14 protein-coding genes are annotated in these 12,391 nt (G+C 73.6%); 7 read left to right on the top strand and 7 right to left on the bottom strand.

The genetic code is table 11. From position 1 onward, the window contains the following. Position 1: 1 nt before the first annotated feature. From ACWDRB_RS27080 to ACWDRB_RS27095, 4 genes are read right to left on the bottom strand one after another with little or no spacing between them, the layout of a single operon-like run. A complete protein-coding gene (locus tag ACWDRB_RS27080; protein ID WP_449898079.1) occupies positions 2-2,065 on the bottom strand; it encodes a magnesium chelatase subunit D family protein in 2,064 nt (687 codons plus the stop codon). Continuing rightward, complete coding sequence (locus ACWDRB_RS27085) at positions 2,062-2,715, bottom strand: histidine phosphatase family protein (RefSeq protein WP_449898081.1); 654 nt, start codon at positions 2,713-2,715, stop codon at positions 2,062-2,064. The genes ACWDRB_RS27080 and ACWDRB_RS27085 overlap by 4 nt, the downstream gene beginning before the upstream one ends. Continuing rightward, complete coding sequence (locus ACWDRB_RS27090; RefSeq protein ID WP_449898083.1) at positions 2,661-3,392, bottom strand: CbtA family protein; 732 nt, start codon at positions 3,390-3,392, stop codon at positions 2,661-2,663. The genes ACWDRB_RS27085 and ACWDRB_RS27090 overlap by 55 nt, the downstream gene beginning before the upstream one ends. Before the next feature lie 8 nt (positions 3,393-3,400). Next, on the bottom strand, positions 3,401-3,589 hold the full coding sequence (locus ACWDRB_RS27095) for a CbtB domain-containing protein (protein WP_192784851.1): 189 nt from the start codon (positions 3,587-3,589) through the stop codon (positions 3,401-3,403). Between the two features lie 206 nt (positions 3,590-3,795). Between ACWDRB_RS27095 and ACWDRB_RS27100 the strand changes: the two genes are divergently transcribed. The 6 genes from ACWDRB_RS27100 (at position 3,796) to ACWDRB_RS27125 (ending at position 8,603) form a co-directional block, all read left to right on the top strand. Beyond that, positions 3,796-4,890 carry a sensor histidine kinase gene (locus ACWDRB_RS27100; protein ID WP_449898088.1) on the top strand — a complete coding sequence of 365 codons (1,095 nt, stop codon included), beginning with the start codon at positions 3,796-3,798 and terminating at the stop codon, positions 4,888-4,890. Further along, entirely contained in the window at positions 4,887-5,546 is a 660-nt protein-coding gene (locus ACWDRB_RS27105; RefSeq protein WP_449898090.1) for a response regulator, read from the top strand. Before ACWDRB_RS27100 ends, ACWDRB_RS27105 begins: the two co-directional genes overlap by 4 nt. A 76-nt stretch (positions 5,547-5,622) precedes the next feature. Next, positions 5,623-6,336 carry an ABC transporter ATP-binding protein gene (locus tag ACWDRB_RS27110; protein WP_449898092.1) on the top strand — a complete coding sequence of 238 codons (714 nt, stop codon included), beginning with the start codon at positions 5,623-5,625 and terminating at the stop codon, positions 6,334-6,336. Further along, positions 6,333-7,121: an ABC transporter permease gene (locus ACWDRB_RS27115; RefSeq protein ID WP_449898094.1), complete on the top strand. Its 789-nt coding sequence runs from the start codon at positions 6,333-6,335 to the stop codon at positions 7,119-7,121. Before ACWDRB_RS27110 ends, ACWDRB_RS27115 begins: the two co-directional genes overlap by 4 nt. Next, entirely contained in the window at positions 7,118-7,822 is a 705-nt protein-coding gene (locus ACWDRB_RS27120) for an ABC transporter (protein WP_449898096.1), read from the top strand. The genes ACWDRB_RS27115 and ACWDRB_RS27120 overlap by 4 nt, the downstream gene beginning before the upstream one ends. A 46-nt stretch (positions 7,823-7,868) precedes the next feature. Further along, positions 7,869-8,603 (top strand): dienelactone hydrolase family protein, encoded by a 735-nt coding sequence (locus ACWDRB_RS27125; RefSeq protein WP_449898098.1) that lies wholly within the window; start codon positions 7,869-7,871, stop codon positions 8,601-8,603. A 42-nt stretch (positions 8,604-8,645) separates the two neighbouring features. Here ACWDRB_RS27125 and ACWDRB_RS27130 read toward each other — a convergent pair whose 3' ends face one another. Both ACWDRB_RS27130 and ACWDRB_RS27135 read right to left on the bottom strand, forming a co-directional pair. Further along, positions 8,646-9,839, bottom strand: coding sequence for a cytochrome P450 (locus tag ACWDRB_RS27130; RefSeq protein ID WP_449898101.1), 1,194 nt, complete (start codon positions 9,837-9,839; stop codon positions 8,646-8,648). A gap of 121 nt (positions 9,840-9,960) precedes the next feature. Continuing rightward, positions 9,961-10,443 (bottom strand): GbsR/MarR family transcriptional regulator, encoded by a 483-nt coding sequence (locus tag ACWDRB_RS27135; protein WP_449898103.1) that lies wholly within the window; start codon positions 10,441-10,443, stop codon positions 9,961-9,963. 136 nt (positions 10,444-10,579) lie between these two features. Between ACWDRB_RS27135 and ACWDRB_RS27140 the strand changes: the two genes are divergently transcribed. Then, the gene (locus ACWDRB_RS27140; protein WP_449898105.1) at positions 10,580-11,743 is read left to right on the top strand and encodes a cytochrome P450 family protein; all 1,164 of its coding nucleotides are present in this window, start codon (positions 10,580-10,582) and stop codon (positions 11,741-11,743) included. Between the two features lie 9 nt (positions 11,744-11,752). Here ACWDRB_RS27140 and ACWDRB_RS27145 read toward each other — a convergent pair whose 3' ends face one another. Beyond that, positions 11,753-12,391 carry an NAD(P)-dependent oxidoreductase gene (locus ACWDRB_RS27145; protein ID WP_449898108.1) on the bottom strand — a complete coding sequence of 213 codons (639 nt, stop codon included), beginning with the start codon at positions 12,389-12,391 and terminating at the stop codon, positions 11,753-11,755.

A 12,391-nucleotide genomic window follows, 5' to 3' on the forward strand; every position in this document is an offset into this window, starting at 1 on the left:
CTCAGACCGCCTTCCTGTGATCGCGCACGACCGAGCCGAGATCGGCCAGGGAGTCGAGGGAGACGAGACGGGCCCGCAACCGGGCCGCCAGCCGGACCGCCAGGCCCAGCCGTACGGGGCCGCTCTCGCAGTCCACGACCACCGCCGCCGTGCCCTCCAGCAGCGCCGCCGCCCGGTCCACGTCGCCGCCCGCCGTGGCGCGCCCGTCCGTCACCAGCACCAGCAGGGGCCGCCGCGCCGGGTCGCGCAGCCGTTCCACGCGCAGCACCTCGGCGGCCCGCGCCAGCCCGGCCGCCAGCGGGGTGCGCCCGCCGGTCGGCAGCGAACGCAACCGCGCCGCGCCCGCCTCCACCGACGAGGTCGGCGGCAGCGCGACCGCCGCGCCCCGGCCGCGGAAGGTGACCAGGCCGACCTTGTCGCGCCGCTGGTAGGCGTCGAGCAGCAGGCTGAGGACGGCCGTCTTGACCGCGGTCATCCGCCTGCGCGCCGCCATCGAGCCGCTCGCGTCCACCACGAACAGCACGAGGTTGCCCTCCCTGCCCTCGCGCACCACCTCGCGCAGGTCGTCCTCGCGCAGCACCAGCCCGGGGCCGCGGCGCCCGCGCCGCAGCTGGTGGGGGGCGGCGGCCAGGACCGTCGCCGTCACGTGCAGGTCGCGCACGCGTCCGGCGGGGCGGCGCGAGCCGGTGGCCCGGCCGTGCGGGGTGCGCGAGCGCGACCGCCGCCCCGCCGCGCCCTCGCCGACCCCGGGCACCTCCAGCAACGGCACCCGGTACGGCGCCGCTACCTTGGCCACCCGCCCGGCCGCTTCCTTCCCCGGCCCTCCGCTGTGCTCCGGCACCGCGCCATCGGGCGCTGTGCCCTCGACGCCCGGCGGCATTTCCCTGCTCCCGGAGGCCTGGGCGGCATCGTCGGCCGCCGTCGGGTACCTCCCGTCAAGCGCCCGGTCCTGCCGGTGCCCGCCATCCAGCCCGGGCCCGCCTTGGGGACCGCCGCCCTCGGGTCCCCCACCGTCAGGACCGCCTTCGGGATCGTCCGGATCCTCCTCATCCCCCGACGTCCTCGCCAGCAGCTCGTCCAGCAGGGCCTCGTCCAGCCCGGGCGCGTCGAACGGATCGCGCCGCCGCCGGTGCGGCAGCGACAGCCGGGCCGCCGCGCGCACGTCCTCGGTGGTCACCACGTCCCTGCCCTGCCAGGCGGCGTGGGCGATGGCGGTGCTCGCCGTCACCAGGTCGGCCCGCAGGCCGTCCACCTCGAACGCCGCGCACACGGTCGCGATCTGCCGCAGCCGCGCGTCGGGCAGCCGCACACCCGGCACCCGGGCGCGGGCCCGCGCGATCCGGCTCGCCAGCGCCGTTTCCTCGACCGCCCACCGGGCCGCGAACGCGCCGGGGTCCGCGTCGAAGGCGAGCCGCCTGCGCACCACCTCGGCGCGCTCCTCCGGATTCCTGGACGCCTTGACCTCGACGGTCAGCCCGAACCTGTCCAGCAACTGCGGCCGGAGCTCTCCCTCCTCCGGGTTCATGGTCCCGACCAGCAGGAACCTGGCGGCATGCCGTACCGACACCGACTCGCGCTCCACGTAGCACGTGCCCAGGGCCGCCGCGTCGAGCAGCAGGTCGACAAGGTGGTCGTGGAGCAGGTTCACCTCGTCCACGTAGAGGACGCCGCGGTGGGCGGCGGCCAGCAGCCCGGGCTCGAACGCCTTCACCCCCTCCGTCAGCGCCCGCTCCACGTCCAGGGAGCCGACCACCCGGTCCTCCGAGGCGCCGACCGGCAGCTCCACCAGCGCGGCCGGGCGCTCCAGCCCCTGGCCCCCGGGTTCGTGCGGCCCGTCCGGGCATCCGGCGTCGGGCGCGGCCGGGTCGCAGGCGAACCGGCATCCGGGCACCACGTTCACGGCGGGCAGCTGGGCGGCCAGCGCGCGCACGATGGTCGACTTGGCGGTGCCCTTCTCCCCGCGTACGAGCACGCCGCCCGCCCTCGGCGAGACCGCGTTGAGCACCAGCGCCAGCTTCAGGTCGTCGAGCCCGACGACCGCGCTGAACGGATATGTGACGATCAAATCAGAACCTTCCGGTTGACATGGGCGACCCGCCAGCCGGCGCGCGTGACGGTCAGCTCGGTGACGGACAGCGGCGCGAGATCGAAACGGGCGGCGCTCAGCGGGTCCAGCCCGAGCGCGTGGCCGAGCGCCGCCCGGATGGCGCCCGCGTCGCAGACGGCGACAACGCCGGGCTCCGCGCGTACGGACTCGAGCCAGGCGGCGACCCGCCCGGCGTGCGCGGCCAGGCTCTCACCGCCGTGCGGGGCCGCGTGCGGGTCGGTCAGCCAGCTCGCCAGCGCGTCCGGCTCCTCCCGCGCGACCCGCTCGTACGGCAGGCCCTGCCACCGGCCGCAATCCACCTCCGCCAGCGCCGGGACCATCCGCGCCTCCAGCCCGAGCGCGGCGACGGTCTGGCCGGCGGCAACACTGGGAGCCGCCCACGCCACCACCCCGAGCGCAGCCACGACCGCCGACCCGGCCGCCGCCCCGGCCACCGTCTGGGTCAAGGCGGTGGCCCTGGCCAGGCTCGCCGTGTCGGCGTGCGCGTCGGACGCGGGGAAGCAGGCGGCCCGCATCCCCGGCGTGCTCGCGTGCCGTACGAACAGCACCCCGCTCAGCCCGGCGACGCGGCGGTCACCGGGCGGCGGGACGCCCGGTCGCAGGCCCACCCGAACAGCACGCCGAAGGCCGCCCAGAAGACGAGCTGCGTCCCCAGCGACGCGAGCCTGAACTGCCACAACAGCGTGGCGGGGAAACCGTCGGGCACCTCGTCCACGGTCGGCAGCAGGGTCCACGCCGCGATCACCGGAACCAGGAACGCCGCCACCGCCGCGCCCCACCGCGCCCACGGCCCGGCGGTGACCCGACGCGCGGTGGCCACCGCGATCGCCGTCGCGGCCAGCCCGACGAGGATCGTGACCACGTAGAGCAGGGTGCGGCTGTTGATCGTCTCCGGGTCGCCCACGGCCGGTGGGTTGGCCGGATATTTCACGAACGGCACAAGGATCACCGCCACGAACGCCGTCCCGGCGGCGGCGAGGGCCAGCCCGCCGTCCGACCGGGGGCCGACCCGTCCGCGCAGGCCCGCGTACACGAGGGCGAAGATCCCTCCCACGGCCAGCCCGTACAGGCCCGTGGCCAGGAAGAGCCCGGCCTTCTGTCCCGGCCTGCCGACGAGTGCCTCCTCGCCGTGGTCATGGCCGGGCGCTTCCTGGGCGGCATGGGCCTCCTCCAGCGCGATGGCGCTGTCCACCCCCGGTTCCCCGAAGGCGAAGGCGAAGGCGCCCGCGATCAATCCGGCCAGCAGGCCCAGAAGCAGGCCCCTGACCAGCAGGGTGCGTACCATGCGCGTGCCTAGTGGCAGGGAACGCCGAGCAGGTGGCGTCCGTCGTGCATGAGTTCGTGCAGGTAGGCACCGGTTTGCGAGATGGCCCCGTTGTCCATCAGCACCAGATAGGCGACCAGCAGCAGCACCGGAACGGCGAGCAGCCACAGCCGCAGACGGGGGAAGGGGATTGCCGAAGGAGTGGACAGACCACTCATACATGCCTCCTCAGGGATGACGCGTCCCAACCAACGAGGTCACGGAAGTCCAAGCGACCTGGCTCCCGGGATCTACGTCCCGGATACAGTGGCGCGTCCGCACCGGCATCTCACCGGATTTCCCTTGGACAACCGTGAAATCTACCGGAATGTATCTCTTACTCCCGTTCGAGTCAATGACGCGAGCGCCGCGTAAGGTACGGGGGATGAGGCGGTTCCTGGATGGGCCGGCCGCGGCGATCGTGGTCGGGATGTTCTGGTTGCCGCCGACGTTCGCCTCCGCGGACCGGTCACGACTGGTGGCCGGGCTGGTGCTGGCCTGCGTCACAGGCGCGGTGATGGTCCTGCGGCGGCGCCTGCCGACCGTGTCGCCGCTGCTCGCCGCGGGCGCGACCGTAGCCGGGAGCGTCCTGGGGGTGTGCCAGGACCCGATGCTGGCCGCGGCGTGGTGCCTGTATCCGCTCGCGGTCGCGCGCGCCGGCCGCACCCGTACGATCGTCCTCGTCCTCGCCGGCCTCCTCACGGCGCTGGCGGCGGTGGCGGCGGTCCCGGGCGAGGACGCGAGCGGCGCCGGGCAGCGGCTGACGCTGGCCGTGGCCGCGTTGAGCGTGTCCTGGCTGCTCGGCACGGCAGTCGGCAGGCAGATCGGGGCCGCTCAGGAGGCGGAGCGGGCCCGGGTGCAACTGGCGGTGGCGCGTGACGTGCACGACGTCGTCGGCCACGCGCTCGGCGTGATCAGCGCGGAGGCGGGGGTGACGCGGAGCCTGGCCGACGCGAGCGAGCAGGAGTTACGCGACACGCTGGCCGGCGTCGAGTCGCACGCGAGGAGGGCGCTGGAGGAGATGCAGGCACTCGTACGCGGGCTACGGTCCGAGCCCGGCGCGCCGGAAGGTGTCGCGGGGATCGCGCGGCTGGACGGACTCGTGGCGGCGACCCGCGCGGCGGGCGTGGGCGTCGAGGCGCGCATCGAGGTGAACGGCCCGGTCGACGACGTGGCCGGGACGGTGGCGTACCGGATCGTCCAGGAGTCGCTGAGCAACGTGGTGCGGTACGCGGCGGGCGCGGCCTGCTCGGTGGACCTTCGGCAGGACGGCGGGGAGATCGTCGTGCGGGTGCGCGACCACGGCCCCGGGGCCCGGCCGGCGCGCGCCGAAAACGGGCCGGCGCGCGGCGGGGACGGGTCGGGGCTGCGGGGGATGCGTGAGCGGGCCCGGCTGGTGGGCGGCACGGTGACCTGGGGAAACCATCCGGAGGGCGGGTTCGAGGTGCGCGCCAGGCTGCCGGTCCGGAGCGCGCCTTGAGCGGGGCCGTCAGCGTCTTCCTGGCCGATGACGACGACCGCTTCCGGGCCGCGTACCGGAAGTTGTTCGACCGGACCGAGGGATTCCGGGTCGCCGGAGAGGCGGGCGACGGGGAGACGGCCGCGCGGCTCGTCGGCGCGCTCAAGCCCGCGGTGGCGCTGCTCGACATTCAGATGCCGGGCATGAGCGGCCTGGAGGCGGCGCGCCGCATCCTCCCGGACGCCACCACCCGGGTGATCATGCTGACGACCTTCGACCTGGACGAGTACGTCTATGAGGCGCTGACCCTCGGCGCGTCGGGGTTCCTGCTGAAGAACGCGTCCCCGCAGGAGGTGCTCCAGGCCGTCCGCACGGTCCACGCCGGCCACGCCATGCTGGCGCCGGAGGTCACCGCGCGGCTGATCCGCCGCTTCGCGCCCGAGCGGCCCGCGCGGCGGCACGCGTTCGCCGGGCAGGTGCTGTCCGAGCGCGAGGTGCAGGTCGTGCGGCTCGTCGCACGCGGGCGCTCCAACCAGCAGATCGCCGACGAGCTGTTCCTGAGCGTGGAGACGGTCCGCACGTATCTGCGGCGCATGTTCGCCAAGCTCGGCGTGAACGACCGCACGCACCTGGCCGTGCTCGCCCACGAGGCGGGACTGCTGTACGAACCCCGGTAGGTGTCTCCTTTCGGGGGACGCGAGCGGGTGCCCTCCCGCCCCAGGCTGGCGACGTCCATCCGAGGCGAGGCAGGCGATGATCGAGATCTCACAACTCAGCAAGCGTTACGGGGCCAAGACGGCCGTGGAGGAGGTCAGCTTCACCGCGCGTCCCGGCCGGGTCACCGGCTTCCTGGGCCCGAACGGCGCCGGCAAGTCCAGCACGCTGCGCGTCCTGCTGGGCCTGGACGCGGCGAGCGCGGGCACCGCGTTGGTCAACGGGATGCGGTACCGCGATCTGAGGCATCCCCTGCGCACGGTGGGGGCGCTGCTGGACGGAGCCGGCCCGGTGCCCGAGCGCCGCGGCGTCGACCACCTCACCTGGATCGCGCAGTCCAACCGGATCCCGCGGCGCAGGGTCCGGGAGGTGCTCGAACTCGTGGGGCTGGACGAGGCGGCGCGGCGGCGGGTGAGGACGTACTCGCTGGGGATGGGGCAGCGGCTCGGCCTGGCCGCGGCGCTGCTCGGCAAGCCCGAGATCCTGGTGCTCGACGAGCCGGTGAACGGGCTGGACCCGGAGGGCATCCGCTGGATCCGGCGCTTCCTGAGGGACTACGCGGCGGGCGGGCGTACCGTGCTGCTCTCCAGCCACCTGATGACGGAAATGTCCGGCACCGCGGATGACGTGGTCGTCATCAACCGCGGGCGCGTCGTCACCCACGGCTCGCTCGCCCAGGTCACCGCCGGGCACCGCTCGCTGGAGGAGGCGTTCTTCGCGCTGACCGGCGACCCCGCGAGGCCGGGGTGGTGAGCGCCGTGCGGGCCGAGCTGACCAAGATCCTCACCCTGCCGCGCGTGTGGATCGCCACGGGCGTCGTCCTCGGCCTCCACGCGCTGGTCCTGATCCAGTCGGTCCGGCTGAACGCCGAGGCGGTCGCGGACATCACCCCCGACGGCGTCATCGAGATCTTCATCGGGACGCCGCAACCGGCGACCGAGGCGCTCCTCGGTCTCCTCGCCGCGTCCTCGCTGCAGATGGGCCTGCTCGTACCGGTCCTCGCCGCGATGATCGCCGGGCAGGAGTTCCGCTCGAACCAGCTCGGGGTGACGGTGCTCGCCATGCCGCGGCGCGGGCGGCTGATCGCGGCCAAGGCCCTGGCGACCGCCACGTACCTGCTCCTCGTGGCGGTCCTGATCGCGGGGATCAGCTCCGCCTTCATGTACGCCGCCGTCGAGGACTGGAACCCGGGCCTGCTCGTGACGGGCGCCGCGTTCCTCGGCCACGGGAAGTTCGTGGCCTTCGCGGTCCTGTCCGGGCTGACCGGCTTCGGGATCACCGTCATCGCGCGCAGCACGCTCGTCGGCGTCATCGTCACCATCGCCCAGATCGCCGTCACCATGACACAGGCACTGGCCGGGGCCGCTCCCGCCCTGGACGCGCTCCTCCCTGTCAGCGCCGCCCGGAACCTGCTGCTCGACCCCGGGATCAACCGGCTCACCGCCGGCCCCGGGCACGCCCTCCTCGTGCTGATCGCGTGGGCGGGGGTCACGACGGCGGCCGCCGGGATCACGCTCGGCAGGAGGGATGCGCGATGAGCGCCATCCGGCTCGCGGATCTGCTGCGCGCGGAGCTCACCAAGACCCGCACGCTCCCGGCGACCTGGGTCGCCCTGGGCGTCGCCTCCGCCGCGAACACCGTGCTCGGCCTCCTCGCGGCGACGGACTCCGTACGGCTCGCCGGGCCGGACGGGCCGGTCGCGATCGGGCAGCTGGGCACCCTCATGGTCGCGCCGGTCTACGTCTTCGTCGCGATCGCCGTCTTCGCGGCGGGCAGCGAGTACCGCGCCGGGCAGCTGCGCGTCAGCCTGGCCGCCGTCCCCGGCCGGCACCGGCTGGCCGCCGCCAAGCTCGCCGCGGTCACGGCGGCCTGCCTGCTCGCGGCGGGCCCCGCGGTCCTGCCCGGCCACCTCGTCCAGCCGGTCGCCGATCCGGCCGCCCTCCTGACGGTGTATCTCCTGCTCAGCCTCATCGGATACGGCTTCGCCGTCGTCGCGAGGGGCGTCGTGGCGCCGCTCGCCGTGCTGTTCGTCACGCCGGTCCTCATCTCGCCGGCGCTGCGCGGCAGCATGCCGGACGCGGTGCGGCTCCTCCCCCACGAGGCGGCCCTCAGCCTCCTCGGCCTGCCCGCGGACCCGGCCACCGCCCTGAACCGCACGGGCGGGCTGCTGACGCTGATCGCCTGGGCCGGCCTGTCCGTCGGAGCCGGCTGGGCGGCCCTCGTCAGGCGGGACGCCTGAGGTGTTACGTTACGTTCCTTGCTCTTTGATCGGTTGAGGACTGCTGATGAGACAGGACGTGCGCGTACCGCTGCCGGACGGCGGTTCGCTGGAGGCGACGATGGCGCTGCCGCAGGGGACGGCGCCCGCCGCCGGGTGGCCGGGCGTGGTGGTCCTGCACGAGATCTACGGCATCGAACCGGACATGCTGGACGTGGTGGACCTGTTCGCCGAGCACGGGTACGCGGCCGTCTTACCGGACCTGTACAGCCACGGCACCAGGGTCGGGTGCCTGACGCGGGCCATGCACCAGTTCGTGACGGAGAAGCCGGGTCAGCCGGCCGCCGACATCGACGCCACCCGGCAGTGGCTGGCCGGCCGCGACGACGTCGACGGCGGCCGGCTCGGCGTGATCGGCTTCTGCATGGGCGGCGGGTTCGCCCTCGCGTACGCGGCGAGCGCGCCGCCCGGCGTACGGGCCGCGTCGGTCAACTACGGCGCGGTCCCCCGCGACCAGGAGCGGCTGCGGTCGGTGTGCCCGGTCGTGGGCTCCTACGGCGGCCGCGACCAGGGCTTCGGGCGGCACGGCACGCGGCTGCGCGAGCACATGCGGGCGCTCGGCCTCGAGCACGACGTCGAGATCTATCCGGACGCCGGGCACTCCTTCATGACCGACGGCCATCACCCGGTCGCGAAGCTCGCGCTGTTCCCGCTGCGTCACGGCCTCGTCCGCGCGGCGGCGGACGACGCGTGGCGGCGCACGTTCGCCTTCTTCGACAGGTACGTAGCAGGCGGCGAGTAGCGCATGAAGGGCGGGAGGCCGCACGGCCTCCCGCATGTCGGGTCAGACCAGCGGCAGGCGCCGCACGCCGGTCATGGTCGGCATGGGCATGAACACCACGGGGTCCTCCGGATCGGTGCGCAGGTGGTCGAACCGGTCGAGCAGGATGTTGAGGGCGACCCGGCCCTCCAGCCGGGCCAGGGGGGCGCCCAGGCAGAAGTGGATGCCGCGGCCGAAGGCGAGATGCGGGTTGGGGTCGCGGTCGGGGTCGAAGACGTCGGGGTCGGCGAACTGCCGGGCATCCCGGTTGGCCGCCCCGAGCCAGAGCAGGACCGTCTGATCGGCCGGTATCGTCACGCCGCCGAGCTCGGTCTCGCGGGTGGTGCCGCGGGCGATCAGGGCGAACGGGGTGAAGAAGCGCAGGGACTCCTCGATGATCGCCGGGATCGCCGCGCGGTCGGCCCGCGCCCTGTCCTGGTGCTCGGGGAAGGCGTCCAGGGCCAGCACCGTGTTGCCGAGCAGCATCGTCGTGGTGACGTGCCCGGCCAGCAGCAGGACGATCGCGAAGTTGACCACCTGCTCGTCGGGCAGGTGCTCGCCGTCCACCTCGGCCTCGACCAGCTTCGTGAGCAGGTCGGCGCGCGGCCGGCGCCGGCGTTCGGCGGCGTGGCCGGCGAGGTAGGCGGACATCTCCCACCACGACTTCATCGTGGTCTCCGTGTCCTGCTCCCGCCGTTCGAAGAGGTCGTCGAACGAGACCTTGGTGTCCTGCCGGAACAGCGTGTCGGCCCACTGCTTGAACAGCTCGCGATCGCTGCTGGGCACGCCCAGCAGTTCGGCGATGACGATGACCGGGAGCGGGTAGGCCAGGTCGCGCACCAGCTCGAACCCGCCGCGCTCGCGCGCCGCGTCGAGCAGTTCGTTGGTGACGGCGGCGATCCTCGGCTCGAGGTCCGCGACGACCTTGCGGGTGAAGGCGCTGCTGACCAGCTTGCGCAGCTTGCCGTGCTCCGGCGGGTCGATCTGGGTGATGAAGCCCTCCAGTGACAGCCCTTCCGGCTTCTGGTCCTCGGGGGCCAGGCGAAGGGTGTCGGAGGAGTACGTCGCGGGGTCGCCGAAGATCTCGTGCGTCTCGGGGTAACCGTAGACGTTCCACATTCCGGCGGCGGCGTTGTGCTCGACCGGCCCGCCCGGCCGCGGGCCGTGCAACCAGAAGTGCTGTTCGGGGATGTTGTACCGCTCGACGATGTCAGACATCGTCACTCCCTTGATCGTTGGATGATTGTTCGGTTGAGCGGATCGCACGACCCGGCAGGGGACGCGGTGGCGTCGTGCCGGGGTCCTGCGGTGAACGGCACGTGCTCCTCGACGATCATGTTCACCCGGAGTCCTGATCGTCGTCTTTCAGCCGTTTGCGATACTCCTCCCAGCGCTGGAGCGACTCGTCCGCGTCGCGCATGAGGAACTCGAAGAAGTCCCTGGTGTCCTGCAACAGCGCCCGCTGCTCGGCGCGGTCGTCACCGATGATCGACAGTCCGAGGCTCAGCGCCTCCGCGATCGGCTCGACGCCGGCCAGCCGGCCCCGCATGATCTGGGCCCATCCTCCGCGAACGACCTGGTAGCGGTGCTCACGAGCCGACGTGGGGACGCGCTCGACCATCCCGCCGGCCTCCAACTGCCTGGCGACCGTGCTGACCATGGTCTTGCTGACGCCGAGTTCGGCGGCCAGATCGGTGAGCGACTGGTCCGGCGGGTCGCAGATCAGCAGCCACGCGTACAGGCGGCCCATCGTCCGGCCCCCGGCGATGCGCTCCATGACGAGCCCCATCCGGTCGACGAACTCGGTCTCCTTCTGATCCACCTTGCCAACTCCGTGAGCGTCGTAAAGCACGTACTTGATGAAGTCTACGTCGCTGCCTCGTCCCTCGCGTTGCCGGGCGCTCGCAGATCGAGATACCGTGAACATCCAGATGATGTCATCATTCAAGGGAGCCGATATGACCGATGTGCCCGAGGTCGATCTGACCGATCCCGCCGTGCTGGCGGACCCGTTCACCGCGTACACGAGCGCCAGGGAGCGGTCGCCCGTGGCGCGGCTGGTGGCGCCGGGGTTCGGCCCGTTCTGGGCGGTGACCCGGCATGAGGAGGCCAGGGCCATGCTGAGCGACCCCAGGCTGACGACCAACGAGCACAGCTACCAGCGGCCCGACGTGCCGGAGCACTGCCTGCCGTACCTGCGGACCATGTCGGAGATGAACGGCGCCGAGCACGCCCGGCTGCGCCGGCTGGTCGCGCCCGCGTTCACGCGGCGCAGGGCCGCCGAGTTCGGGCCGCGCATCGAGTCGATCGTGGAGCGGCTGCTCGACGAGCTGCCCGCGGAGCCGGATCTGCTGGCGCACTTCGCCGGCCCGCTGCCGATCGAGGTGATCTGCGAGCTGGTCGGCATCCCCGTCGCCGACCGTCCCCGGTGGCGCGAGTACGGCGCCGCCATCGTGGCCGGGCACGGCGAGAGCTTCCGTGACGCCATCCCGCGGATCCTCGAGGGTGCCACCGCCGCGGTCGCCAGGGGCCGGGCGGAGCCGGGCGAGGACCTGATCTCCGACCTGGCCCGCGTCATGGAGGAGGACGGCGACCGGCTCTCCGAGACCGAGCTGATCACCATGGTCTGGACGCTCGTCATGGCCGGCCAGACGCCCACGAACCTCATCGCCAACTCCGTCGCCGCCCTGCTGTCCCACCCCGGCCAGCTCGCCGCGCTGCGCGCCGACCCCGCCCTCATGCCGCGGGCGGTGGAGGAGCTGATGCGCTGGTGCGGGCCGCAGCTGCTGACCATCCCCCGCTTCACCGCGGAGGACGTCGAGTTCGGCGGCGTGACCGTTCCCAAGGGCGTGCCGGTCACGGCCTCGATCGCCTCGGCGAACCGCGACCCGCGCGCCTTCGACGAGCCGGACCGGTTCGACCTGCGGCGCGAGGAGTCGGGGCATCTCGGGTTCGCGCACGGGCCGCACTTCTGCGTCGGGGCCTCGCTGGCCCGCGTACAGGCCGGGATCGCGATCGGGGCCCTGCTGCGCCGCTTCCCCGGCCTGGCGCTCGCCGGCGAGGTGCGGCACATGCCCGACCCCGGCACCTGGCGCCTGACGTCGCTGCCCGTGACCCTGTGAGACGGCGGTTCAGTAGCCGATCGTGAACCTGGCACGGTGATGCCGGGGGTGCTCGGCCTCGTCGAGCAGCGCGACGGCGAAGTCCTCCATGGAGATCGCCGACCTGCCCTCGGCGTCCACCAGCAGCTCGTCGCCCCCGAGCCGGTAGCGTCCGGTACGCTCCCCCGGCTCCAGCAGGGCGGGCGGGCTCAGGTACGCCCAGTCGACGCCCGGCTCGGCCCGGCAGACCTCAAGCTGGGCGTTGCAGGCCAGCGCGATGGGCCGCCACGAGGGCGGGAAGTCCGGGGTCTCGACGACGGTGCGGCCGCCGGTGCCCGGCACGGTCAGCCCGGCCGCGCCGCCGACGAGCAGCAGCCGTACGCCGGTCCTCGCCACCCCGGCCAGCAGCGCCTTGGCGGTCGTGACCAGGTCGGCCTCGTGGCCGGGCGCGGGCCGGGTGGCGCTGACGACGAGGTCCTGCCCGGCGCTGAGCGCGGCCACGTCCCCGACGTCCGAGGCGTCGCCGGTGCGGGCGTGCGCGGCGGGAGGCAGCAGGGGGAAGCGGGCGGGGTCGCGGACGACGGCGGTGACCTCGTGGCCGCGCGCCAGCGCCTCGGCCACGACCCTGCCGCCCACGGCTCCGGCGGCTCCGAAGACGGTGATGCGCAT

This window comes from Nonomuraea sp. NPDC003707, from assembly GCF_053587055.1.

Bases quoted from the DNA above. Each gene is read 5' to 3' on its own strand.
- ACWDRB_RS27090 (WP_449898083.1), bottom strand. From the start codon at position 3,392: ATGGTACGCACCCTGCTGGTCAGGGGCCTGCTTCTGGGCCTGCTGGCC.
- ACWDRB_RS27095 (WP_192784851.1), bottom strand. From the start codon at position 3,589: ATGAGTGGTCTGTCCACTCCTTCGGCAATCCCCTTCCCCCGTCTGCGG.
- ACWDRB_RS27100 (WP_449898088.1), top strand. From the start codon at position 3,796: ATGAGGCGGTTCCTGGATGGGCCGGCCGCGGCGATCGTGGTCGGGATG.
- ACWDRB_RS27110 (WP_449898092.1), top strand. From the start codon at position 5,623: ATGATCGAGATCTCACAACTCAGCAAGCGTTACGGGGCCAAGACGGCC.
- ACWDRB_RS27120 (WP_449898096.1), top strand. From the start codon at position 7,118: ATGAGCGCCATCCGGCTCGCGGATCTGCTGCGCGCGGAGCTCACCAAG.
- ACWDRB_RS27125 (WP_449898098.1), top strand. From the start codon at position 7,869: ATGAGACAGGACGTGCGCGTACCGCTGCCGGACGGCGGTTCGCTGGAG.
- ACWDRB_RS27130 (WP_449898101.1), bottom strand. From the start codon at position 9,839: ATGTCTGACATCGTCGAGCGGTACAACATCCCCGAACAGCACTTCTGG.
- ACWDRB_RS27140 (WP_449898105.1), top strand. From the start codon at position 10,580: ATGACCGATGTGCCCGAGGTCGATCTGACCGATCCCGCCGTGCTGGCG.
- ACWDRB_RS27145 (WP_449898108.1), bottom strand. From the start codon at position 12,391: ATGCGCATCACCGTCTTCGGAGCCGCCGGAGCCGTGGGCGGCAGGGTC.